At 68.0% G+C, this 24376-nt stretch carries 19 protein-coding genes and 2 tRNA genes; 2 read left to right on the top strand and 19 right to left on the bottom strand.

The features are described 5' to 3' along the window. Positions 1-361 precede the first annotated feature (361 nt). From OG885_RS29865 to OG885_RS29810, 12 genes are all read right to left on the bottom strand, one after another. Positions 362-2326, bottom strand: a complete 1965-nt coding sequence (locus OG885_RS29865) for a TIGR03960 family B12-binding radical SAM protein (protein ID WP_405737224.1) — start codon at positions 2324-2326, stop codon at positions 362-364. Positions 2327-2439: 113 nt separating this feature from the next. Further along, entirely contained in the window at positions 2440-3948 is a 1509-nt protein-coding gene (locus tag OG885_RS29860) for a CHAD domain-containing protein (protein ID WP_405737221.1), read from the bottom strand. Between the two features lie 74 nt (positions 3949-4022). Continuing rightward, positions 4023-4631, bottom strand: coding sequence for a hypothetical protein (locus tag OG885_RS29855; protein WP_405737219.1), 609 nt, complete (start codon positions 4629-4631; stop codon positions 4023-4025). 43 nt (positions 4632-4674) lie between these two features. Continuing rightward, a complete protein-coding gene (rodA, locus tag OG885_RS29850; protein WP_399956298.1) occupies positions 4675-5871 on the bottom strand; it encodes a rod shape-determining protein RodA in 1197 nt (398 codons plus the stop codon). Continuing rightward, positions 5868-8123: a penicillin-binding protein 2 gene (gene mrdA, locus OG885_RS29845; protein ID WP_405737217.1), complete on the bottom strand. Its 2256-nt coding sequence runs from the start codon at positions 8121-8123 to the stop codon at positions 5868-5870. The genes rodA and mrdA overlap by 4 nt, the downstream gene beginning before the upstream one ends. A gap of 167 nt (positions 8124-8290) precedes the next feature. Next, the gene (gene mreD, locus OG885_RS29840) at positions 8291-8971 is read right to left on the bottom strand and encodes a rod shape-determining protein MreD (protein ID WP_405737214.1); all 681 of its coding nucleotides are present in this window, start codon (positions 8969-8971) and stop codon (positions 8291-8293) included. Positions 8972-8984: 13 nt separating this feature from the next. Further along, on the bottom strand, positions 8985-9932 hold the full coding sequence (mreC, locus tag OG885_RS29835; protein ID WP_405737211.1) for a rod shape-determining protein MreC: 948 nt from the start codon (positions 9930-9932) through the stop codon (positions 8985-8987). Positions 9933-10088: 156 nt separating this feature from the next. Next, positions 10089-11108: a rod shape-determining protein gene (locus tag OG885_RS29830; RefSeq protein WP_004931372.1), complete on the bottom strand. Its 1020-nt coding sequence runs from the start codon at positions 11106-11108 to the stop codon at positions 10089-10091. A gap of 265 nt (positions 11109-11373) precedes the next feature. Further along, positions 11374-11787, bottom strand: coding sequence for a nucleoside-diphosphate kinase (ndk, locus tag OG885_RS29825; protein WP_399956309.1), 414 nt, complete (start codon positions 11785-11787; stop codon positions 11374-11376). A gap of 73 nt (positions 11788-11860) precedes the next feature. Further along, positions 11861-12235 carry a DUF4233 domain-containing protein gene (locus OG885_RS29820; protein WP_405737208.1) on the bottom strand — a complete coding sequence of 125 codons (375 nt, stop codon included), beginning with the start codon at positions 12233-12235 and terminating at the stop codon, positions 11861-11863. 6 nt (positions 12236-12241) lie between these two features. Continuing rightward, positions 12242-13729, bottom strand: a complete 1488-nt coding sequence (locus OG885_RS29815; RefSeq protein ID WP_405737206.1) for a bifunctional folylpolyglutamate synthase/dihydrofolate synthase — start codon at positions 13727-13729, stop codon at positions 12242-12244. 171 nt (positions 13730-13900) lie between these two features. Next, positions 13901-16525: a valine--tRNA ligase gene (locus OG885_RS29810; RefSeq protein ID WP_405737203.1), complete on the bottom strand. Its 2625-nt coding sequence runs from the start codon at positions 16523-16525 to the stop codon at positions 13901-13903. A gap of 847 nt (positions 16526-17372) precedes the next feature. Between OG885_RS29810 and OG885_RS29805 the strand changes: the two genes are divergently transcribed. Beyond that, the gene (locus tag OG885_RS29805) at positions 17373-18311 is read left to right on the top strand and encodes a hypothetical protein (RefSeq protein ID WP_405737200.1); all 939 of its coding nucleotides are present in this window, start codon (positions 17373-17375) and stop codon (positions 18309-18311) included. A 271-nt stretch (positions 18312-18582) separates the two neighbouring features. Here the strand turns inward: OG885_RS29805 and OG885_RS29800 are convergent, their stop codons facing one another. The 7 genes from OG885_RS29800 to OG885_RS29770 all read right to left on the bottom strand — a co-directional run bounded on the left by OG885_RS29800 (position 18583) and on the right by OG885_RS29770 (position 24104). Then, a complete protein-coding gene (locus OG885_RS29800; RefSeq protein ID WP_405737198.1) occupies positions 18583-18984 on the bottom strand; it encodes a hypothetical protein in 402 nt (133 codons plus the stop codon). Then, entirely contained in the window at positions 18981-19238 is a 258-nt protein-coding gene (locus OG885_RS29795; RefSeq protein ID WP_405737196.1) for a hypothetical protein, read from the bottom strand. The genes OG885_RS29800 and OG885_RS29795 overlap by 4 nt, the downstream gene beginning before the upstream one ends. 128 nt (positions 19239-19366) lie before the next feature. Further along, positions 19367-20656 carry an ATP-dependent Clp protease ATP-binding subunit ClpX gene (gene clpX, locus OG885_RS29790; RefSeq protein WP_126271894.1) on the bottom strand — a complete coding sequence of 430 codons (1290 nt, stop codon included), beginning with the start codon at positions 20654-20656 and terminating at the stop codon, positions 19367-19369. 189 nt (positions 20657-20845) lie between these two features. Further along, positions 20846-21526, bottom strand: a complete 681-nt coding sequence (locus OG885_RS29785) for an ATP-dependent Clp protease proteolytic subunit (RefSeq protein ID WP_399956324.1) — start codon at positions 21524-21526, stop codon at positions 20846-20848. A gap of 71 nt (positions 21527-21597) precedes the next feature. Continuing rightward, positions 21598-22218, bottom strand: coding sequence for an ATP-dependent Clp protease proteolytic subunit (locus tag OG885_RS29780; RefSeq protein ID WP_329339246.1), 621 nt, complete (start codon positions 22216-22218; stop codon positions 21598-21600). A gap of 245 nt (positions 22219-22463) precedes the next feature. Further along, positions 22464-23861, bottom strand: a complete 1398-nt coding sequence (gene tig / locus OG885_RS29775; RefSeq protein WP_405737192.1) for a trigger factor — start codon at positions 23859-23861, stop codon at positions 22464-22466. Positions 23862-24027: 166 nt separating this feature from the next. Next, positions 24028-24104 (bottom strand) — tRNA-Pro (locus OG885_RS29770). A gap of 152 nt (positions 24105-24256) precedes the next feature. Between OG885_RS29770 and OG885_RS29765 the strand changes: the two genes are divergently transcribed. After that, positions 24257-24327, top strand: a tRNA-Gly gene (locus tag OG885_RS29765). Positions 24328-24376 lie beyond the last annotated feature (49 nt).

The following is a 24376-nucleotide window of genomic DNA, read 5'->3' as shown; positions in this document are numbered from 1 at the left end:
ACTTGCCAAATGCGACCCACTTCGACTATCCGCGCAGGTCACCGCCCTTAGAGCGTAACCAAAGGTTCATCAGTCGGCACTGCGGGATCGAGGCCAAAAGCGATGAGCCCCCTTCCTCAAACGGAAGGAGGCTCAGCAGCCTGCACGGCCGCGTACCCGAGGCCCGGAAAGGTCAGACCCACTCGACTTCAGAATGGATACCCGAGGACCCTCCAGGCTCTGGCAGAGGCGTTCGAGGGCGGCTCTCCAGCATCAGCTGCCGACGACTCGACACGCCCAGCGGTGGTGAGCACAGCGGCAATCTCGACCTGGCTCGACCCCGACAAAGGCTTCAACCACCCGATCAAGCGCCTCGCTCACCTCAGTGGGCGTGACCGCTAGGCGCCGGCGCAGCGTTCTTGACCGTAAGCGGCAGCAGCTTCTTGCCCGTCGGGCCGATTTGGATGGACGTGTCCATCTGCGGGCACACCCCGCAGTCGAAGCAGGGCGTCCAGCGGCAGTCGTCGACCTCTGTTTCGTCGAGGGCGTCCTGCCAGTCCTCCCAGAGCCAGTCCTTGTCGAGGCCGGAGTCGAGGTGGTCCCAGGGGAGGACCTCCTCGTAGGTGCGCTCGCGGGTGGTGTACCAGTCGACGTCCACGCCGAAGGGGGCGAGGGCCTTGTCGGCGGACTGCATCCAGCGGTCGTAGGAGAAGTGCTCGCGCCAGCCGTCGAAGCGGCCGCCGTCCTCGTAGACCGCGCGGATGACCGCGCCGATGCGGCGGTCGCCGCGGGACAGGAGGCCTTCCACGATGCCGGGCTTGCCGTCGTGGTAGCGGAAGCCGATGGAGCGGCCGTACTTCTTGTCGCCGCGGATCTTGTCGCGGAGCTTCTCCAGGCGGGCGTCCGTCTCCTCGGCGGAGAGCTGGGGCGCCCACTGGAAGGGGGTGTGGGGCTTGGGGACGAAGCCGCCGATCGAGACCGTGCAGCGGATGTCGTTGGAGCGGGAGACCTCACGGCCCTTGGCGATCACGTTCATCGCCATGTCCGCGATCTGGAGGACGTCGTCGTCGGTCTCCGTCGGCAGGCCGCACATGAAGTACAGCTTCACCTGGCGCCAGCCGTTGCCGTAGGCCGTCGCGACGGTGCGGATGAGGTCCTCCTCCGACACCATCTTGTTGATGACCTTGCGCATGCGCTCGCTGCCGCCCTCGGGGGCGAAGGTCAGGCCCGAGCGGCGGCCGTTGCGCGTCAGCTCGTTCGCCAGGTCCACGTTGAAGGCGTCGACCCGGGTGGAGGGGAGCGAGAGGCCGATCTTGTCTTCCTCGTACCGGTCCGCCAGGCCCTTGGCGATGTCGCCGATCTCCGTGTGGTCGGCGGAGGAGAGGGAGAGCAGGCCGACCTCCTCGAAGCCCGTCGCCTTCAGGCCCTTCTCGACCATCTCGCCGATGCCCGTGATGGAGCGCTCGCGCACCGGGCGGGTGATCATGCCCGCCTGGCAGAAGCGGCAACCGCGGGTGCAGCCGCGGAAGATCTCCACCGACATGCGCTCGTGGACCGTCTCGGCGAGCGGGACCAGGGGCTGCTTGGGGTAGGGCCACTCGTCCAGGTCCATGACCGTGTGCTTGGACACACGCCACGGGACGCCTGACTTGTTGGGGACCACGCGCGCGATACGGCCGTCGGGGAGGTACTCGACGTCGTAGAACGCCGGGATGTAGACGGAACCCGTCTTCGCGAGGCGGAAGAGGACCTCCTCGCGGCCGCCCGGCTGCCCCTGCGCCTTCCACTCGCGGATGATCCGCGTCATGTCGAGCACGGCCTGCTCGCCGTCGCCGATGATCGCGGCGTCGATGAAGTCCGCGATCGGCTCCGGGTTGAAGGCCGCGTGGCCGCCCGCGAGGACGATCGGGTCGTTCAGGCCGCGGTCCTTCGACTCCAGCGGGATGCCCGCCAGGTCCAGCGCGGTCAGCATGTTGGTGTAGCCCAGCTCCGTGGAGAAGGACAGACCGAAGACGTCGAAGGCCTTCACCGGGCGGTGGCTGTCCACCGTGAACTGCGGGACCGCGTGCTCCCGCATCAGCGCCTCGAGGTCCGGCCAGACGCTGTACGTGCGCTCGGCGAGGACGCCCTCCTGTTCGTTCAGTACCTCATAGAGGATCATGACGCCCTGGTTGGGCAGCCCGACCTCGTAGGCGTCCGGGTACATGAGCGCCCAGTGGACGTCACAGGACTCCCAGGGCTTGACCGTGGAGTTGAGCTCGCCGCCGACGTACTGGATCGGCTTCTGCACATGCGGGAGCAGAGCTTCGAGCTGCGGGAACACCGACTCGGCGGTTTCGGCTGACATCTCGCACTTCCGTGGACTGACAGGGGTGACCATCTAGCGTAACGCGAGCGCGGACCGCCCCTGTCCGTCCGATCACTCCGGCCCGGCCGTTCAGATCACTCCGGCCCGGCCGTTCAGACCTCCATGTCGCCCTTGATCGACGGCCAGGTGACGGGCAGATCCAGCTCGACCAGCTCGGCCCGCCGCTCCTCGTGCCCGTACAGCACGCCGTACGTGAACGTGCTCTCCCCCGCCCCGTACGCCTGACCCGCGAGATCACGCAGGGCCGCGCGGGCCATCACGCTGTCCTGGTGGTCGCCGAGCAGGCCCTGGAGGGTCTTCATCGACCGGGCGAGATCGACGGCGGGCTCCCCGAGCGCCTTGACCGACGCCTCCGCCGAGTACCGCGTGCGCTTGCACTTCTTGCGCGCCTCGTGGATCGCGAGGTCCCGGTCGGTGCCGGAGGGCAGCTCGATCGCCTGCTCGACCAGCTCCGTCAACTTCCCGAAGTCCTTCCGTACGGCCTTGGGGAGCACCTTGGACGGCCTCCCGTCGGCCGCCTTCAGCACCGGCGGATCGGCCACCAGCGCGTCCAGGGCGGCGAGCAGGTCCAGGTACCGCTTTCCGTCCAGTACGGCGATCAGCCGGCGGCGCGATCCGCTGCTGCGGGCGTGCGACCAGGTGCGCAGCCGGGTGCGCACGGGGCCCGTGAGCAGGGTGCGCGGCAGTTCGTCGAGGCGGGCGGCCAGCCGTTCCGTCAGTACCTCCTGGTCGCGGTCCACGCCCAGTTCGCCGGCGAGCCACTTCAGCTCCGCGCCGATCGGGTCGGTGACCGCACGGTCCAGGACCAGGCCGTACGACCTGAACGCGCTGCGCATCCGGCGGGTGGCGACGCGCATGCGGTGCACGGAGTCGTACACGTCCCGCCGTACGGCCGGGTCGAGTTCGACGATCGCGTCCCGCTGGGCGCGGAGATAGGCGAGGACATGGTCCCCGGCGGTCTCCGGGGCGGCCGGCCGGCCGCCCTTCCTCCTCCGCTTCCTCTTTCCGTCGGTCTCCGCCAGCGCCCGCGCCAGTTTGGACGCCGACCCGGACGGCCGTACGCCCGCCTTCCGCAGCCGTTTCTCCACCTTGTCGAGGAAGCCGGGGTCGCCGCCGTCGGCGAGCTCGATCTCGATCTCGGTCCACTGGACGGTGCCGCCGCCCTCAGTGAGCCGTTCGGCGCGTACGGCGTCCACACTCGCCTCGGCCAGGAGTACGCCCTCGGCGTCGACGAGATGACGGACGTCCCGGTCGGAGCGGAGCCGGACGACGGGCCGCAGCTCGGCATCCCGGACCCGGGAGCGGAGGAGTCCGGCGAGGACGCGGGGCACGGTGTCGGACAGGGGTGCCTGGATCTCGTCCCGTACGCCGGGTGCGACGGGGAACTTCAGGTGCCAGCCGGCGTCGGTGCCACCGGTGCGGCGGCGCAGAGTGATCGAGGACGCTGCGAGGAGCTCGTCGTGGGTGTCGTAGTAGGTGGCGTCCAGGTGTGCGACACCCTTGTCGATGACGGCCGCGACCCCGGCGACGCCGGTGAGGTCGGGCAGTCCGCTGTCGTCGGACTCGTACTTCCGCTCGATCTCGCGCTTTGTGTCCGCCATGACCCGAATCTAGACGGAGTCAGGGCGGGACGGCAGAGGGCGCCGACGCCGAATCCCCGGGAATCTCCGGGGAATCAGGAGGTGAGCAGGGCCCGCATCGCCTCGCTGTCCGAGAACGGCGCGTCCTTCGCCGTGCGGGACAGCAGGAGGACATGGGCGTCCTCGAACTGGTCGTACGACAGTGGCTCGGGGCCCTGTCCGACGATCAGTACGTTGTGCTCCAGGCGCCAGCTGACGTACCGGGTGTTGTACCTGGGCTGGCGTATGTCGTGGTGCGGCAGGCCGAGGCGGTCGGTGAAGCGCTGGACGACGGTGGCGTGGTGGGCGTCGAACTCCGGCCGCCAGGCGCCCTCCTGGCTGGTCCAGCCGGGGACGGGGCCCCAGATGTCCTCGTCGAGCAGGCCGCCGTCCACGGTGTAGAGGTAGGCGAAGGGCAGATAGAGCGTGCCGTCGCCGTCGGCGGTGACGAAGTGGCCGTGCGGGCTGACATGGGTGGCCTCGGGGACGTCGGGTGTCTCCTCGTACGCCGGACCGCTGACCGCCTCCGACCAGTCATGCCACCCGGCCTCGCCGAGCCGGGCCCCGACCGTGTCGGCGTCGGTCAGGTCCAGCTCCGCCAGGGCCAGCAGCCGGTCGGCCAGCTCCTCGTCGACCGGGCACACGGCCACGTACTCCTCGGACATCCCACTCCCCCGTAGTAAAAGGCACGCGCCGAAAGACCTGGCCCTACGCCGACATCGGCCGCTGCACCTTGATCGACTGCAACAGGCCCACCGCGACCCACACCGCGAACATGGAGGTTCCGCCGTAGGACACGAACGGCAGCGGCAGGCCGGTCACCGGCATGATGCCCAGGGTCATCCCGATGTTCTCGAAGGACTGGAAGGCGAACCAGGCGACGATCCCCGCGGCCACGATCGTGCCGTACAGCTCCGTCGTCTCCCGGGCGATCCGGCAGGCCCGCCACAGCACCACGCCGAGCAGGATGATGATCAGGCCCGCGCCGACGAAGCCGAGTTCCTCGCCCGCGACCGTGAAGACGAAGTCGGTCTGCTGCTCGGGCACGAACTGGCCGGTGGTCTGCGAGCCGTGGAACAGGCCCGAGCCGGTCAGACCGCCCGAACCGATCGCGATCCGCGCCTGGTTGGTGTTGTAGCCGACGCCGGCCGGGTCGAGGCTGGGGTTGGCGAAGGCGGCGAAGCGGGCGATCTGGTAGTCGTCCAGGATGCCGAGCTGCCAGACCGCGATCGCGCCCATCGCCCCGGTGCCGAGCAGTCCGAAGACCCATCGGTTGGAGGCGCCGGAGGCGAGCAGCACACCCAGCACGATGATGACCATGACCATGACCGACCCGAGGTCGGGCATCAGCATGACGACCAGCATCGGTACGGCGGCCAGGCCCAGGGCCTGGAGCACGGTCCGGTGGTCCGGGTAGGGCTTGTCGCCCGCGTCCACCCGCGCCGCCAGCAGCATCGCCATGCCCAGGATGATCGTGATCTTCACGAACTCCGAGGGCTGGAGGGAGAAGCCGCCGCCGAGCACGATCCAGGAGTGGGCGCCGTTGACCGTGGAGCCCAGCGGGGTGAGCACCATCAGGATCAGGAACACCGAGGCGCCGTAGAGGATCGGCACGGCCGTTCTCAGGGCGCGGTGGCCGAGCCAGACCGTGCCGATCATCAGGGCGAACCCGATGCCGGTGTTCATGATGTGCCGGATCAGGAAGTAGTACTGGTCGCCCTGGTTGATCTCGGTGCGGTTGCGGGTGGCCGAGAAGACCAGCAGCGAGCCGATCCCCGACAGGGCGAGGGCCGCGAACAGTATCGGCCAGTCCAGCCGGCGGGCCAGCGAGTCACGGGCGAACAGCCGCGTCCAGCCCGCGCGTTCGGGGCCGTACCCGGAGACGGAGAAGCTGTTGCCGGTCATGTGCACATCCTCCGGCTTCCGCGCTTGCGGCGCCGCCTGCGGGTGTTGCGGTTGCCTGTGGCCGGCTTCTCGACGGTCGCCGCCAGCGTGGTCTCGTCGGGCTTGGGAGCGCCCTGCTGGTTCACCCGCTGCTCCTTGGCCGGGTCCTTGGCCACCTTCGGCGACTTGATGGTGCCGTCCGTGCGGACCTTCGGCAGGCTCTTCTGCGGGGTGGGCAGCAGCGCGTTCTTCTTGGTGATGGTGCCGTCGTCGGCGACGCCGTACAGCGCGTCGTAGATGTTGCGGACGGCCGGACCCGAGGCGCCGGAGCCCGTACCACCCTGGGAGATCGTCATCACGATCGAGTAGTCCTTGGTGTACGTGGCGAACCAGGACGTCGTCTGCTTGCCGTAGACCTCGGCCGTACCGGTCTTGGCGTGCATCGGGATCTTGTCCTGCGGCCAGCCGACCTGGGCGAAGCGCCAGGCGGCCGTACCGCGGGTGGCCACGCCCGCGAGGGCGTCGTCCATCTTGGCCAGCGTGGTCTTGCTTATGGGCAGCTTGCCGTGGGACTTGGGCGCGATCTCGTCGACGCTCTTGCCGTCGGCGCTGACGATGGCCTTGCCGACCGTCGGGTTGTACAGGGTGCCGCCGTTGGAGATCGCCGCGTAGATCGTGGCCATCTGGATCGGGGTGACCATGGTGTCGCCCTGGCCGATGGAGTAGTTGATCTCGTCACCGGCGCGCATCTTGTTGCCTTCGAGGCAGTTCTCGTAGGAGATCTTCTCGACGTACGTGCCGTCCTTCTTGCCGGTCTTGCACCAGGCGTCCTTGTTGGCCTCCCAGTACGCCTGCTTCCACTGGCGGTCGGGGACGCGGCCGGTGACCTCGTTGGGCAGGTCGATGCCGGTGGTCTTGCCGAGGCCGAACTGGTGGGCGGCCTTGAAGAAGTAGTCGTTCGGCTCGCCCTTCTTCGGGTTGATGCCGCCGTCCCGCTGCCACTCCTTGTGGGCGAGGCCGTAGAAGACGGTGTCGCAGGACACCTCCAGCGCGCGGCCGAGGTTGATGGGGCCGAAGTTCTCCGACTCGAAGTTCTTGAAGACCTGGCCGCCCACCGAGTAGGAGCTCGTGCAGGGGTAGCGGCCGTCGAAGTCGTAGCCGGCCTCGACGGCGGCGGCCGTGGAGATCACCTTGAAGGTGGAGCCGGGCGCCGACTGGCCCTGGATGGCCCGGTTGAGCAGCGGGTAGTTGGAGCTCTTGCCCGTCAGCTTCTTGTAGTCCTTGGCGGAGATGCCGCCGACCCAGGCGTTGGGGTCGTAGCTCGGGTTGGACGCCATGGCGACGATCCGGCCGGTCTTGGCCTCCATGACGACGACGGCACCGGAGTCCGCCTTGTAGTTCTCGCCGGTGTTGTCGTCGAACTGCTTGCGGGCTTCCTTCATCGCGTCGTTCAGCTCGTACTCGGCGACGCGCTGGACGCGGGAGTCGATGCTGGTGACGAGGTTGGCGCCGGGCTGGGCCTCGTCCGCCTCGGCCTGGCCGATGACACGGCCGAGGTTGTCGACCTCGTAGCGGGTGACGCCGGCCTTGCCGCGCAGTTCCTTGTCGTACTCCCGCTCAAGCCCCGAGCGGCCGACCTGGTCGGAGCGCAGATAGGGCGAGTCGGTGTCCTGGGCCTTGGTGATCTCCTCGTCGGTGACCGGGGAGAGATAGCCGAGGACCTGGGCGGTGTTGGCGTTGCCGGGGCTCGGGTAGCGGCGCACGGCCTCGGGCTCGGCGGTGATGCCGGGGAAGTCCTCGGCACGCTCGCGGATCTGGAGGGCCTGCTTGGCGGTGGCCTCGTCGGTGATGGGGATCGGCTGGTACGGCGAGCCGTTCCAGCAGGGTTGCGGGGTCTTGGCGTCGCAGAGGCGGACCTTCTGCATGACCTCCGCGGGCTTCATGCCGAGGACCTTGGCCAGCTTGGTGAGGACGGCCTTGCCGTCGTCCTTCATCTTCAGCAGGTCCGTGCGGGAGGCGGAGACCACCAGCCGGGTCTCGTTGTCCGCGATGGGCACGCCGCGCGCGTCCAGGATCGAGCCGCGGACGGCGGGCTCGACGACCTGCTGGACGTGGTTGCCCGACGCCTCCTTGGCGTATTCGTCGCCCTCGCGGATCTGGAGGTACCACAGGCGCCCGCCGAGGGTGCCGAGGAGGGACAGGACGAGGATCTGGATCACGATGAGCCTGATCTGGACCCGTGGAGTCCGACCGGTCTCGGGGATGTTGGTCACTGCGGCTGCCGCCCCCTCTCAGTGCGCCGAGTTGTGTGCGCGTACGAATGATGAACGGCTGACCTGTGAGCGCTCGTTCCACCCCGGCAAACACGTTCGAGTGAACTCGTCCGAGGCCGCAGACACCTGATCCGCCCTCGACACGCCCGCCTGCAACACACCCGCCCTCACAGCCGCTTGACCCCCTTGATACGCCCGACGCGCGCCGTCCGCGTCCGTGCCTTGGTCTTCAGGGAGCCGAGGCCACCGCGCTGACCGCCGATCTTCAGCCCCGTCCCGGACGACAGCCACCCCGAGGAGATGTCGGTGGCCTTCTTGGCGGAGGAGTTGGTCTCCGCGAGCGGGTCGTTCTCGGCGCGGCGGGCGAGCCACATGATGCCGGGGACGACGAAGGGCGCGAGCAGCAGGTCGTAGAGCGCCGCCGTGAACAGGAGGCTGCCGAGGCCGACATGACGGGCGGCGGTGTCGCCGACGAGGGCGCCGACACCGGCGTAGAGCAGTGTCGTGCCGAGGGCGGCGACGACCACGACGACCATCGGGCCGGTGGCCGACTTCAGACGGCCGTTCTCCGGCTTGGCGAGGCCCGCGAGGTAGCCGATGACGCACAGCACCAGCGCGTAACGCCCTGCGGCGTGGTCCGCGGGGGGCGCGAGGTCGGCGAGGAGTCCCGCGCCGAACCCGACGAGGGCGCCGCCGACATGGCCGTAGACCATGGCGAGGCCCAGGACGGTCAGCAGCAGGATGTCAGGGACGGCGCCTGGGAGATGGAGTCTGGACAGGACGCTGACCTGGAGGACCAGGGCGACGACGACGAGGGAGGTGGAGAGCAGGATCCGGTTGACACGCACGGGGAATCAGCTCCTACTGCTCTTGCTCGAACTGGCCGTCGGCATTGGCGTTCGCCGATGGGGTGACCGTGACGGTGACGGTCGGGGTGGGGGTCGGCTTCGGCTTCTTCGGCAGCACCGTGTCCCGCGGGTCCTTCTTCGGGGCCTCGACGACCACACCGACGACGTCGAGCTTGGTGAAGCTGACGTACGGGGTGACGTAGAGGGTGCGGGTCAGGCCGCCACCGGAGGGGTCGACGCGGGCGACGACACCGACCGGGACGCCGGGTACGAAGGGCTTGTCGGCCTGCGAGCCGAAGGTGACCAGGCGGTCGCCCTTCTTCACCTCGGCCTTGCCGTTGAGGAGTTCGACGCGCAGCGGGCGGTCGCCCTGCCCGGAGGCGAAGCCGAGTTCGTCGCCGGCCTCCATGCGGGTGCCGACGGTGAAGTCGGGGTCGTTGGCGAGGAGCACGGTGGCGGTGTTCGGGCCGACCGTGGTCACGCGGCCGACCAGTCCGTCGCCGTTGAGGACGGTCATGTCGCGCTTGATGCCGTCGTTGGAGCCCACGTCGATGGTGATGGTCCAGGAGAAGCCCTGGGCCGCTCCTATGGCGATGACCTCGGCGCCCTTGATGCCGTACTGGCCCTCGGCCGCGATGCCCATCATCTTGTTGAGCTGCTTGAGGCGGCTGGCGTTGCGGTCGTCGCTGCCGAGCCTCGCCTTGAGGGCCGCGTTCTCCTTCTCCAGGGCGGCGAGCCGGTCGTGCCGCTCACCGGAGTCGCGGATCGAGGAGATCGCGTTGCCGACCGGGTTCACCGCGGCGGAGACGCCGTCCTCGATCGGGCCGAAGACCGTGGCCGCGGCCTGACGGGCACCGTCGACCGGTGAGTCCTCCCCGCCGCGGATGTCCACCGTGATCAGTGCGAACGCGATGGCGATCAGCAGCACCAGGAGCAGCCGGCTCTCTCGTGTGTCCCTCACGTGCGGCGGCCGTGCCTTCCTCATAGGAATGTGCAGGTGTTCAGGTACGCGGGTGTACAAACGCTCGCGGATGCCTATGGGCGAGCTTATGTCTCTATATCAACGATCCGCCGTACGAGAGGAGATCATCTCGTACGGCGGAATCGAAGAGTTACGTCATCTGCGCGGCTGGGCGTCCAGGACCTGCTGGAGCGCCTCGAACTCCTCCACGCACTTGCCGGAGCCGAGCGCCACGCTGTCGAGGGGGTCCTCGGCGATGTGGATCGGCATGCCGGTCTCCCGGCGCAGCCGCTCGTCGAGACCGCGCAGCAGGGCGCCGCCGCCGGTCAGAACGATTCCGCGGTCCATGATGTCGCCGGACAGCTCGGGCGGGCACTTGTCGAGGGTCGTCTTCACCGCGTCCACGATCGCGTTGACGGGCTCCTCGATCGCCTTGCGGACTTCGGCGGCCGAGATGACGACGGTCTTGGGCAGCCCGGAGACGAGGTCCCGGCCGCGGATTTCGGTGTGCTCGTCAGCGTCGAGGTCGTACGCCGAACCGATCGTGATCTTGATCTGCTCGGCCGTCCGCTCACCGAGGAGGAGGGAGTACTCCTTCTTGATGTGCTGGATGATCGCGTTGTCCAGTTCGTCGCCCGCGACGCGGATGGACTGGGCGGTGACGATCCCGCCGAGCGAGATGACCGCGACCTCCGTCGTGCCGCCGCCGATGTCGACCACCATGTTGCCCGTGGCCTCGTGGACCGGCAGGCCGGAGCCGATGGCCGCGGCCATGGGCTCCTCGATGATGTGCACCTGACGGGCGCCGGCCTGGGACGACGCCTCGATGACGGCGCGGCGCTCGACGCCGGTGATGCCCGAGGGCACACAGACGACGACCCGCGGACGAGCCAGATACCGCCGCTTGTGGATCTTCAGGATGAAGTAGCGGAGCATCCGCTCGGTGATCTCGAAGTCGGCGATCACGCCGTCCTTCAGCGGACGGACGGCAACGATGTTGCCGGGCGTGCGCCCGATCATCTTCTTCGCTTCGGCGCCGACCGCCAGGATGCCACCGGTGTTGGTGTTGATCGCGACGACGGACGGCTCGTTGAGTACGATCCCGCGACCCCTGACGTACACCAGCGTGTTGGCGGTCCCGAGGTCGACAGCCATGTCACGGCCGATGAACGACATTGAGTTCCCCATCAGGATTCGTCTGGCCTTCCTGGGAGCTTTTGAGGGCTTTTCAGGTCGGCGAAGTGGGTGCTGTGACGTGAAGGCTTCCATCGTAGTGGCGCCCGCACGAACACTGCGTAAGGGTCTCCGCCATTGTCAGCAGATGCCGACGCTGTTCGCTTCTGGAGAGGGGCGTTCGGGGGTGCGCGTTCCCTCGATCGGCACGCATATGCCAAGAAAGTCCGGGGAGCACCTCCCCGGACTTTCACCGCCGGCACACTGACTAGGCGCGACCCGGGAAGAAGATCTTCACCTCGCGCTCCGCGGACTCCTCGGAGTCGGAGGCGTGGATGAGGTTCTCACGGACGATCACACCGAAGTCACCGCGGATCGAACCGGGCGCGGCGGCGATCGGGTCGGTCGGGCCGGCCAGCGCGCGGACGCCCTCGATGACCCGCTCGCCCTCGACGATCAGCGCCACGACCGGGCCGGACGCCATGAACACCATCAGCGGCTCGTAGAAGGGCTTGCCCTTGTGCTCGCCGTAGTGCTGCTCCAGCGTCTCCTGGTCCAGCGTGCGCAGCTCCAGCGCGGTGATCTGCCAGCCGGCCTTGCGCTCGATACGGCTGATGATCTCGCCGGTCAGGCCACGACGAACGGCGTCGGGCTTGAGCAGGACGAGGGTGCGCTGCGTCACGAGGGGACTCCTTAGTCAAGCGTGTCAAGCGGGTGCGGGAAGACCGAGGTTACAGGGCGTGTCCGGCCGCCTGTCACGCAGCGTCAGGTGCGGGGCCCTCGGCCGGTCCCGCTTGGGCCGCTTGGGCCGCGAACCTGGCCTTCGCCTCGTCGACCTTCCGGCCGTAGTGCACCGAGGCCCACCACAGCGCGGCGAAGATCGCGCCCAGGAAGAACATCGTCGGCACCACGAACCCGGAGGCGATCAGCGCGATCTGCAGGGCCCAGCCGAAGGCGACGCCGCCCGGCCGGGTCAGCACGCCGCACAGCGCCAGACACAGGAACATCGCGATGCCGCTGACCGTCCACACCGTGGACGAGGACAGGTCGTCGTCCTTCATCGCGACCAGCGCGGCGAAGCCGATGACGAAGAACTCGCCGATCAGGGTCGAAGAACAGAGCGTACGCACGGGTGGTCAGCCCCTCCCCAGAAGCAGTCGGGCCTCGCCGACAGTGATGACGGAACCGGTCACGAGCACACCGCCGCCCGCGAACTCGCCCTCCTCCTCGGCCAGCGTGATCGCGGCCTCCAGGGCGTCGGGCAACCGCGGCTCGACCTGGACGCGCTCCTCGCCGAACACCTCGACGGCGATCGCGGCCAGCTCGTCGGCGTCCATGGCGCGGTGGCTGGAGTTCTGCGTGATCACGATCTCCGCGAAGATCGGCTCGAAGGCCTCGAGCAGCCCCCGTACGTTCTTGTCGCCGCTCGCCCCGACCACGCCGATCAGCCGGCTGAAGTCGAAGGCCTCACCGACCGCCTCGGCGGTGGCGCGGGCGCCCGCCGGGTTGTGGGCGGCGTCGAGGACGACGGTGGGAGACCGCCGTACGACCTCAAGGCGGCCCGGCGAGGACACGGCCGCGAAGGCCTTGCGGACGGTGTCGATGTCGAGCGGCTCGGGCCGCTGCGAGCCGACGCCGAAGAACGCCTCCACGGCGGCGAGCGCGACGGCGGCGTTGTGCGCCTGGTAGGGGCCGTGCAGCGGGAGGTAGACCTCCGCGTACTCCCCGCCGAGCCCGCGCAGCGTCAGCAGCTGCCCGCCGACGGCGACCTGCCGCGAGACCACCCCGAACTCGAGCCCTTCCCGAGCCACCGTGGCGTCGACCTCGACCGCCTTCTTGAGCAGCACCTGAGCGGCGTCGACCGGCTGCTGCGCCAGGATCACCGTGGCGTCCTGCTTGACGATGCCCGCCTTCTCCTTGGCGATCTCGCCGGGCGTCTCGCCGAGCCGGTCGGTGTGGTCGAGGTCGATGGGCGTGACGACGGCGACGTCCCCGTCGATCACATTGGTCGCGTCCCAGGTGCCGCCCATGCCGACCTCGACGACGGCCACGTCCACGGGCGCGTCCGCGAAGGCGGCGTACGCCATGCCGGTCAGCACCTCGAAGAAGGAGAGCCGGTACTGCTGCTGCGCGTCCACCATCTCGATGTACGGCTTGATGTCCTCGTACGTCTCGATGAAGCGCTCGGCGGAGATCGGCGCCCCGTCGAGGCTGATGCGCTCGGTGACGGACTGCACGTGGGGGCTGGTGTAGCGCCCCGTACGCAGCTCGAAGGCGCCGAGCAGGGCCTCGATCATGCGGGCCGTGGAGGTCTTGCCGTTCGTCCCCGTGATGTGGATCGAGGGGTACGACCGCTGCGGCTCGCCCAGCACGTCCATCAGCGCGGCGATACGGCTGACGGAGGGCTCCAGCTTGGTCTCGCCCCAGCGGGTGGCGAGCTCCGCCTCGACGTCCCTGAGGGCCTTGTCGAGCTCGGGGTCCTCGGGGCGGGCCGGTACCTGTGCCTCCGGCGGGGTGCCCTGGGTGCGCAGGGTGCGGCTGCCGGCCTCGATGACCGCGAGGTCGGGGTCGCGGTCTGTCTCTGCCGAGATGATCTCGTCGAAGGGGTCGTCGCTGTCGCTCACGGGGTCAGTCTACGGAGGGGGGCTGACAGCTCGCCCATGGAGTGGGGTGGCCGGGCTTGGCTGGCGGGTGCGGGTTGTGTGTGGCTGGTCGCGCAGTTCCCCGCGCCCCTGAGGTGCGTGAAGGCCCCCGGAACCGAAAAGTTCCGGGGGCCTTCAGCGTCGTAGAGACACTTACGCGGGCGGCAGCTTGTCCAGTTGGGACTGGATCCTTGCGATGTCCTCGTCCGCCTTTGCCAGGCGGCCGCGGATCTTGTCCACGACGTTGTCCGGGGCCTTGGCCAGGAAGGCCTCGTTGCCGAGCTTGGCCTGGGCCTGGGCCTTCTCCTTCTCCGCCGCGGCGAGGTCCTTGGCGAGGCGCTTGCGCTCCGCCGCGACGTCGATGGTGCCGGAGAGGTCGAGGGCGACCGTGGCCCCGGCGACCGGGAGGGTCGCCGTCGCCGAGAAGCTCTCGCCCTCGGGCTGGAGGCGGAGGAGCTGGCGGATGGCCGCCTCGTGCGGGGCCAGGGCAGTGCCGTCCAACGTCAGCCGTGCGGGCACGCGCTGGCCGGGCTGGAGGCCCTGGTCGGCGCGGAAGCGACGGACCTCGGTGATGACGGACTGGAGCGACTCGATCTCGCGCTCGGCGGCCGCGTCCCGGAAGCCGCTGTCCTTCGGCCAGTCCGCGATGACGACCGACTCACCGCCCGTGAGGGTGGTCCAGAGGGTGTCGGTGACGAACGGGACGATCGGGTGCAGCAGCTTCAGCGTGACGTCGAGGACCTCACCGAGGACGCGCTGGGAGACCTTGGCGCCCTCGCCGCCCGCCTGGAACGTCGTCTTGGACAGCTCGACGTACCAGTCGAAGACCTCATCCCAGGCGAAGTGGAAGAGGGCGTCGGAGAGCTTCGCGAACTGGAAGTCCTCGTAGAAAGCGTCGACTTGGGCGACCGTCTTGTTGAGGCGGGAGAGGATCCAGCGGTCGGTCGCCGACATCTGCGACGGGTCGGGCAGGGGGCCCTCGATCGTCGCGCCGTTCATCAGCGCGAAGCGCGTGGCGTTCCAGATCTTGTTGGCGAAGTTCCGGGACGCCTGGACCCAGTCCTCGCCGATCGGGACGTCGGTGCCGGGGTTGGCGCCGCGGGCCAGGGTGAAGCGGACGGCGTCGGAGCCGTACTTGTCCATCCAGTCCAGCGGGTCGACCACGTTGCCGAAGGACTTCGACATCTTCTTGCCGCGCTCGTCGCGGACCAGGCCGGTCAGCGCGATGGTCTTGAAGGGGACCTCGCCGTCCATGGCGTACAGGCCGAACATCATCATCCGGGCGACCCAGAAGAAGATGATGTCGTGGCCGGTGAGCAGGACGTCGGTCGGGTAGAACTTCCGCAGGTCCTCGGTCTGTTCGGGCCAGCCCAGCGTGGAGAACGGCCACAGGCCGGAGGAGAACCAGGTGTCGAGGACGTCGGTGTCCTGACGCCAGCCCTCACCGGTGGGCGGCTCCTCGTCGGGACCGACGCAGACGACCTCGCCGTCGGGGCCGTACCAGACGGGGATGCGGTGGCCCCACCACAACTGCCGTGAGATGCACCAGTCGTGCATGTTGTCGACCCAGTCGAAGTAGCGCTTCGACATGTCCTCGGGGTGGATCTTGACGCGGCCGTCTCGGACCGCGTCACCGGCGGCCTGGGCGAGCGGGCCGACCTTGACCCACCACTGCATCGACAGGCGCGGCTCGATGGTGGTCTTGCAGCGCGAGCAGTGGCCGACCGAGTGGGCGTACGGCCGCTTCTCGGCGACGATCCGGCCCTGCGAGCGCAGCGCCGCGACGATCGCCGAACGGGCCTCGAAGCGGTCGAGGCCCTCGAAGGGACCGTGGACCGTGATGACGGCACGCTCGTCCATGACCGTGATCGACTCCAGGCCGTGGCGCTGGCCGATCGCGAAGTCGTTGGGGTCGTGGGCCGGGGTGACCTTGACGGCGCCCGTGCCGAACTCGGGGTCGACGTGGGTGTCGGCGACGACGGGGATGGTCCGGTCGGTCAGCGGGAGCTTGATCCGCTTGCCGACGAGGTGCCGGTAGCGCTCGTCGTCCGGGTGGACGGCGACGGCGGTGTCGCCGAGCATCGTCTCCGCGCGCGTGGTGGCGACGACGAGGGTCTCGTCCCCCTCGCCGTACTTGATGGAGACGAGCTCGCCGTCGTCCTCCTGGTACTCCACCTCGATGTCCGAGATGGCCGTCAGACAGCGCGGACACCAGTTGATGATGCGCTCGGCGCGGTAGATCAGCTCGTCGTCGTAGAGCTTCTTGAAGATGGTGAGGACGGCCTTGGACAGGCCTTCGTCCATGGTGAACCGCTCACGGTCCCAGTCGACACCGTCGCCGAGCCGACGCATCTGGCCGAGGATCTTGCCGCCGTACTCCTCCTTCCACTGCCAGACGCGCTCGACGAACTCCTCGCGGCCCAGGTCGTGGCGGGACTTGCCCTCCTCGGCGAGCTGCTGCTCGACCTTGTTCTGGGTGGCGATGCCGGCGTGGTCCATGCCGGGCAGCCACAGCGCCTCGAAGCCCTGCATGCGCTTGCGCCGGGTGAGGGCGTCCATGAGCGTGTGCTGGAAGGCGTGGCCCAGGTGGAGCGAGCCGGTGACGTTCGGCGGCGGGATGACGATGGTGTAGGGCGGCTTCTCGCTCTTCGCGTCGGCGGCGAAGTACCCCTTGTCCACCCAGCGCTCGTACAGCGCTCCCTCTACCTCGGCCGGCGCGTACTGGGTCGGCAGTTCGGTGTTGGGCGCTGGAGGCTGCTGCTGAGCGTTCTCGGTCACGGGGTCAGTTTAGGGGTGTCCCGGGCGTACCAAGTAACGCGTTTCACTTGGGCCCTAGCCGCTCGGAACCAGCGACCTGCCAGGTGACTCACGCCACATCACCCATTACAGCATGTACACGCCACCCGCGGAATGTAACTTCGTTCAGCACTCGAACATACGAGCGTTCATGAAGCTTGGAGGCGCAGTACGTGAAGCGACACCTGATCACCATCAGCGGCCTGGCAGTTCTCGGCCTCTTGGCCACGGCAACGCCCGCAGCGGCCGGCCCCAGCCGGTTCTGCGGCGCCCTAATCCCCGATGGCTTCTCGGTAGTGCAAGGCGCATACGGAGGGGGCAGCGAACATATGGCGAGTCGAACCTTCCTCGACGACGTGAGCCTGTACGTCAAGGACACGAGAGCCGATGGCCACCACGTGCGGATCAGGCTGCTGACGCGTCGAGACGATGGCACAACACATTTCTGGCCCTGGCACGCCGTGTATTCAGGTTCAGGAACGTCCAACTCGTGGTCGACGACAGCAACCGACTCTGGTGGCATACGGCTCATACAGCACGAGGTGGCTGTTTTCGAAGGGGACACGAGGCTGGGCACTTGCGTCACTGAGGGCTACGGCAGCTAGCCACAATTCCCATGGCGGCCCGTCGAACACTCGGGCGGGCCGTTCCAGCTGTCCGATCCGATCAAGCGGGCCGGTGGCCCGACGCTGACCACATCGGCTATAGCCGTCACAACCCCGTTCCGAAACACGGTGCTTCTGTAACGGTGCGCCCCCCGATGCAGTGCCTTTGCTGTGCCTGCGCCAGGATGTCTGAAACAGATAAGCATCTGGAGGGGAACCCAGTAATGAGCTATAACCAGCCGGGCCCGTACGGCGGGCAGCCCCAGCAGCCCGGTCCGTACGGTCAGCCGGGGCCGTACGGTCAGCAGCCGCCGCAGGCCCCCCAGCCCGGCTACGGCTACCCCCAGCAGCCCGTCCAGCCGCAGCCCGGCTACGGCTACCCCCAGCAGGCTCCGCAGGGCGTGCCGCCTCAGGGCCAACCGCCGTACGGCCAGCAGCCCCCTTACGGGCAGGCCTCGTACGGCGTCCCGCAGCCGCCGGCACCGGATGGTGGCACGAAGAAGGTTGGCATCATCATCGGCGCGGTGGCAGTCGTGGCCGCAATCGCCGTGGGCGCCTACTTCGTGATCGGCAGTGGCGGTGGCAGCGGGTCGGACATCGCCGATGACGGTCCGCACAAGCTGACGACACCGGGAACGGTGCTCACTGAGTACAAGAAGTCCGACAGCGACAGCGACACGATGACGAAGGACGACCTCAAAGACGCCGAGTCCTGGGGAGTGAAGGACGCCAAGGACGTCAGTGCCGGCTACGAGGTCAAGGACGAGAGCAACCCCCTGGGCGGCAAGATGATCTCGTTCGGTGGCGTCTACGGAACGATCGACGATCCTGAGAAGGCCGTCGACGGGTTCTTCGCCTTCATGAAGAAGGACTCCAAGGACGAGAACGTCACCTTCGAGGGCAACCCGAAGGAGTACAAGCCCAGTTCACTGGAGGGCGCGATCCTGAAGTGCCAGGGCGCCAAGATTGACAACTCCGATGCCTCGTCGTCCGGAATGGCGAAGGAGATGAAGGTGACGTACTGCGTCTGGGGCGATCACAGCACGCTCGGCTTCGTAATGCCCATGGAGTACTCGGACATCGCCGCCGGGAAGGCGACGGATCCCGCGGCCGCGGCCGAGATGACGGCCAAGTTCCGCAAGGAAGTCCGCGTCAAGGCGTAGCCGGGAACGACGTGAGGGGGCGCCGCCTACAGCGGCGCCCCCTCACGTCATCACTACTCGTACGGCTGAGGTGCCCTCGTCTCTATCGAGCCCGCCACCAGCGTCCAGCACTCCGAGAACATGCTCGTCGACCCCCAGGGTGCCGAAAGCGAACTCCAGTTCCTGGCGGCCCGATTGGCCGAGGCACTCCGCGACTCCTGCGAGTCGCGCAGTGTCGCGGTCCGCTATGCCGAGGTTTCCGAGTCACTGTGGGCGACCATCCCGCCCAGGCTCATCCATCCCTATCCGATTCCCCAGGCTTGAGGTTCAGTACACGGACCGAAGCGCCCTTCCACAATTCCGGATCAGCGGTGGCCACGACCGCGCCGCTTGGGCGGTCGGGAGTCGGCTCGGCCGCATACCGGGTGTGCGCGACCGCCCAGGTGTCCTCACGGGCAACGACAAGCGCAGCAGGGAGGTCGAGGTCGACCACAGTGATGCCTGGCAAGGCGGCGATGTGCTCCGCCGTGCCAGGCCGTGCACGGTCCGCCTCGACCAGCGCGCAGACGGTGGCGTACAGGAACCAGCCCTGCTGCTCGTGCGCACGATGAATCAGGCGCGAGACGAGGATGTTGCCGCGCCCAGCGGCGACCAACGCCGTCTCGTCGAATACGACGTGCAGTTCATCGCTCATCCGATCCCGGCCTCCGTCAACCGCCGGTCCAGTTCGGCATCCAGGCAATTCTCCTCGGCCGGCGTCGGGTCGTAGCCATTCCACTCGCGCAAGGCTTGACGGGCCTCGTCCGCCCGCTCGGCGCGCTCTGCGGGCGTCAGCAGCGTGTCGGCAAGACGGGCCAGGTAGGCACGGAGGGAAAGGCCCTCTTCAGCCGCTATCTCAGCAAGTCGATCCCGCGCCTCAGCAGGAATGCGGATGTTGGCGTCAGCCATGGTGAGCTCCCTTCCCATCTTCATCAACAGGGTACGGGTACGCGTGCGTACCCGTACCCTGTTCAGGCAATGAAAGGGGCGCCTGGCGGCGAATCGCCAGGCGCCCCTGTGAAGCTCTCCACTAACGGCTACGCCGTCTTCTGCTCCCCCGACCCCCGCCCACCCCGCGCATCGCGCGGGATCAGCGTCGGGTTGACGTTGGAGTGGACCACGTCTGCCGTGATGACGACCCTCGCCACGTCCTTGCGGGACGGGATCTCGTACATCACGCCCTGGAGGACTTCCTCCATGATGGCGCGCAGGCCTCGGGCGCCGGTCTGGCGGAGGATGGCCTGGTCGGCGATGGCTTCGAGGGCCTCGCGCTCGAAGTCCAGTTCCACGCCGTCGAGTTCGAAGAGGCGCTGGTACTGCTTGACGAGCGCGTTGCGGGGTTCCACCAGGATCTGGAGGAGCGCCTCGCGGTCGAGGTTGTGGACCGACGTGATGACCGGGAGGCGGCCGATGAACTCCGGGATCATCCCGAACTTCACCAGGTCCTCCGGCATGACGTCCTCGAACTGGTCCTTGGCCTCGAGTTCGCGCTTCGAGCGGATCGTCGCGCCGAAGCCGATGCCCTTCGCTCCCGCGCGGGACTCGATGAGCTTCTCCAGGCCCGCGAAGGCGCCGCCCACGATGAACAGGACGTTCGTCGTGTCGATCTGGATGAACTCCTGGTGGGGGTGCTTGCGGCCGCCCTGCGGGGGGACCGACGCAGTCGTACCCTCAAGGATCTTCAGGAGGGCCTGCTGGACGCCCTCGCCGCTCACGTCCCGCGTGATCGACGGGTTTTCACTCTTCCGCGCGACCTTGTCGATCTCATCGATGTAGATGATCCCGGTCTCGGCCTTCTTGACGTCGTAGTCCGCCGCCTGGATGAGCTTGAGGAGGATGTTCTCGACGTCCTCACCGACGTACCCCGCCTCCGTGAGCGCGGTTGCGTCCGCGATCGCGAAGGGGACGTTCAGCATGCGGGCCAGTGTCTGGGCCAACAGCGTCTTGCCGGAGCCCGTGGGGCCCAGCAGCAGGATGTTGGACTTGGCCAACTCGATCGCGTCGTCACGGCCGTTGGCGCCGCCGTTCTCGCCGGCCTGGACGCGCTTGTAGTGGTTGTAGACCGCTACGGAGAGCGCCTTCTTGGCGGCCTCCTGGCCGACCACGTAGCCCTCGAGGAACTCGTAGATCTCGCGGGGCTTGGGGAGTTCCTCCCAGCGCACCTCGCTGGTCTCCGCCAGCTCTTCCTCGATGATCTCGTTGCAGAGATCGATGCACTCGTCGCAGATGTAGACACCGGGCCCTGCGATGAGCTTCTTGACCTGCTTCTGGCTCTTGCCGCAGAACGAGCACTTGAGCAGATCGCCGCCGTCACCGATGCGTGCCACGGTGTGCTTCCCCTTCGCCTGGGAGACGCCTGGACGCTTTCGAATCCAGCGGCTCCTGGTGCTGCCTTATTCCGACGGTACCTTGCCTGGCCCCCCGTTCGGGCCCCCCTTGGCCCGGTTCACTTTGACGTGCAGCGTGTCAAAGCACACGAACCGTGCCAAGGGGCGGCAGACGATACAGCAGTCGCGTCAGCGGACTGCGGCGTTGTTCATCTTCCGGGTGGAGATGATCTGGTCGACCAGACCGTAGGCGAGCGCCTCCTCGGCCGTGAGGATCTTGTCGCGCTCGATGTCCTCGCGGATCTTCTCGATCGGCGTGGTGGAGTGCTTGGCCAGCATCTCCTCGAGCTGTCCGCGCATCCGCAGGATCTCGTTGGCGGCGATCTCCAGGTCGGAGACCTGACCGCGGCCCGTCTCGCTGTACGGCTGGTGGATCAGCACGCGCGCGTTCGGCAGTGCCATGCGCTTGCCCGGCGTACCGGCGGCCAGCAGGATCGCGGCGGCGGAGGCCGCCTGGCCCATGCAGACCGTCTGGATGTCGGGCTTCACGAACTGCATCGTGTCGTAGATCGCCGTGAGGGCGGTGAAGGAGCCGCCCGGGCTGTTGATGTAGACCGAGATGTCCCGGTCGGGGTCCATCGACTCCAGGCACAGCAGCTGCGCCATGACGTCGTTGGCGGAGGCGTCGTCGATCTGGACGCCGAGGAAGATCACGCGCTCCTCGAAGAGCTTCGCGTACGGGTCGTACTCGCGGATGCCCTGCGAGGTGCGCTCGACGAAGCGCGGGATCACATACCGGGACTCCGCCGAGGGGCCCGTGTACTCGGCGCGCGTGCGGTCGTACAGGCCGCTGCCGGGGAAGTCGTTCACTGTCTGTCTCCTAGGAGCTGTGGCGGTCGGCTGGGGGCTCTGCGGGGCCTTCACGGGCCTCGCGGCGGGGCTCAGGCCCCGGTGCCGCCGCCGCCCGGCATGTTGACGGCCGCGGTGATGACGTCGTCGATGAGGCCGTACTCCTTGGCCTCCTCGGGGTCGAACCAGCGGTCGCGGTCGGAGTCACGGGTGACCTGCTCGAACGTCTGACCGGTGTGCTGGGCGGTGAGCTCCGCCATCCGCCGCTTGGTGTGCAGCAGCCGCTCGGCGTGGATCTTGATGTCGGAAGCCGAGCCGGCCAGACCCGCGGAGGGCTGGTGGATCAGGATCTCGGCGTTCGGCAGCGCGAAACGCTTGCCCGGGGTACCCGCGCTGAGCAGGAACTGACCCATGGAAGCGGCGAGGCCCATGGCGATGGTCACCACGTCGTTCTTGATGAACTGCATGGTGTCGTAGATCGCCATGCCGGCCGTGATCGAGCCGCCGGGGCTGTTGATGTAGAGGTTGATGTCCTTGTCGGGGTCCGCGGCGGCAAGGAGCAGCAGCTGTGCGGTGATCTTGTTCGCGATGTCGTCGTCGACCGGCTGGCCGAGGAAGATGATCCGCTCGTTGAGCAGCCGGTTGTAGACCTGGTCGCCGAGGCCACCACCGATGGAAGGCTCGCCGGCGGCGGAGGGCATCAGATTCGTCACGTATCCACCTGCTCGTCTTACGACGGCGCCGGGCCGTCTTCACGTTTCCCTGCGTATCCCTGCGGGGCTTGGAGCCACTCGGGGACTCCACTCCCCTCGTATTCATGGACCCTAACGCGCTGGTCCCTTCGGGGAATCCCGGATACAGGGCTGTTCGCCGGGGGCGTAGCGCGGTGGGTACGCGAACGGGCCCTGAGTCATGAGTGACCCAGGGCCCGTCCTACGACCTACAAGGTGCCGTGGGCTCAGCCCTCGGTCTTCTCCGCCTCGGCGTCCGTGGCGTCGGCCTCGGTGGCCTCGCCGGCGATCTCGGCGGCCTCCTCGACCTCTTCCTCGTCGTCCAGGTCGATGACCTCGCCGTTGGTGTCCTTCACCGTGGCGGCCTCGACCACGACGGCCAGGGCCTTGCCGCGGGCGACCTCACCGACGAGGAGCGGAACCTGGCCGCCCTCGACGACCGCCTGGGCGAACTGGTCGGGGGACATACCGGAGGAAGCGGCACGGCGCATGAGGTGCTCGGTGAGCTCCTCCTGGTTGACGTTCAGCTTCTCGCGCTTGACCAGGGCGTCCAGGACGAACTGGGTCTTGATGCCCTTGACCGCGGCGTCCTTGGTCTCGGTGTCGAACTCCTCGACCGTCTTGCCCTGGATCTCCAGGTACTTCTCGAGGTCCAGGCCCATCTGACCGAGCTGGTGGTGCTCCAGGTTGTGCTTGCGGGTGTTGATCTCGTCCTCGAGCAGCTTCTCGGGGACGGGCACCTCGACGAGCTCCAGGAGCTTCTCCAGGACGCGCTCCTGGGCCTGGGTGGCCTGGTCGTACTGCTTCATGTTCTCGAGGCGCTTGCGGCTGTCCGCCTTCAGCTCCTCCAGGGTGTCGAACTCGGAGGCGAGCTGCGCGAACTCGTCGTCCAGCTCGGGCAGTTCGCGGGCGGCGACCTGGGTGACCTTGACGGTGACCTCGGACTCCTTGCCGGCCGCGGAGCCGCCCTTGAGCTCGGAGGTGAAGGTGGCCTCGCCACCGGCCTCCAGGCCCTTCACGGCGTCGTCGATGCCCTCGAGGAGCTCGCCGGAGCCGATGGTGTAGGAGACACCGCTGGCGATGCCGTCCTCCAGCACCTCTCCGTCGACCTTGGCCTCCAGGTCGATCGTGACGACGTCGCCTTCCTCGGCGGCGCGCTCGACCGGGGAGGTGGAGGCGAAGCGCTCGCGGAGCTGCTCGACCGACTTGTCGACGTCCTCTTCGCTGACCTCGACGGCGTCGACCTCGACCTCGATGCCGGAGTAGTCCGGGATCTCGAGGGCGGGGCGGATGTCGACCTCGGCGGTGAAGTTCAGCGTGTCGCCGTCCTTCAGCTCCGTGATGTCGACCTCGGGCTGGCCGAGGACGTCCAGGTCGGCCTCGTTGACCGCCTCGGTGTAGAACTTCGGAAGCGCGTCGTTGACCGCCTCCTCCAGGACCGCACCGCGGCCGAACCGCTGGTCGATGACGCGGGCCGGGATCTTGCCCTTGCGGAAGCCCTTCACCGTGACCTGCTGGTTGATCTTCTTGTACGCCGCGTCGAGGCTGTCCTTGAGCTCCTCGAAGGGCACCTCGACAGTGAGCCGAACCCGCGTCGGGTTCAGGTTCTCAACGGCGCTCTTCACGGTTCGGTCTCCTTGTGGCTGACTTCTTGGGTTCTGCCGGTGCCAGAACGGCCCCGGCGGATTCGCCGCCCGGAGGACGTCGTCCGAGTCAGACGAGAGACACACGGGCATGCAGCTTGCATAGTAACCGCAGCCACGACACGCCCCAAAAGGCGATCAAGGAAGGTGGTCGGGGTGGCGGGATTTGAACCCACGGCCTTCCGCTCCCAAAGCGGACGCGCTACCAAGCTGCGCCACACCCCGTCTGGTGCGACACGTAGGGTACATGCCCGCAGGCCATGGGACCGCCGCATTTACGGGGTGCGCGGCAAGGAAGCCCGGGGTGTGCGGCGAGGGGGGCCGACCCGCTACGATGCCTTCTGTGCCGCGGTCACCTGACCTGCGGCGTGTCCTGTGCGGGCGTAGCTCAATGGTAGAGCCCTAGTCTTCCAAACTAGCTACGCGGGTTCGATTCCCGTCGCCCGCTCTGTATGGCTCAGGGCCAGGTCAGAGGAGCTTTCCTCGACCTGGCCCTG

Source organism: Streptomyces sp. NBC_00028 (genome assembly GCF_045041065.1).
Lineage (GTDB): Bacteria > Actinomycetota > Actinomycetes > Streptomycetales > Streptomycetaceae > Streptomyces.
This window is presented reverse-complemented; position numbering and strand designations above follow the sequence as displayed.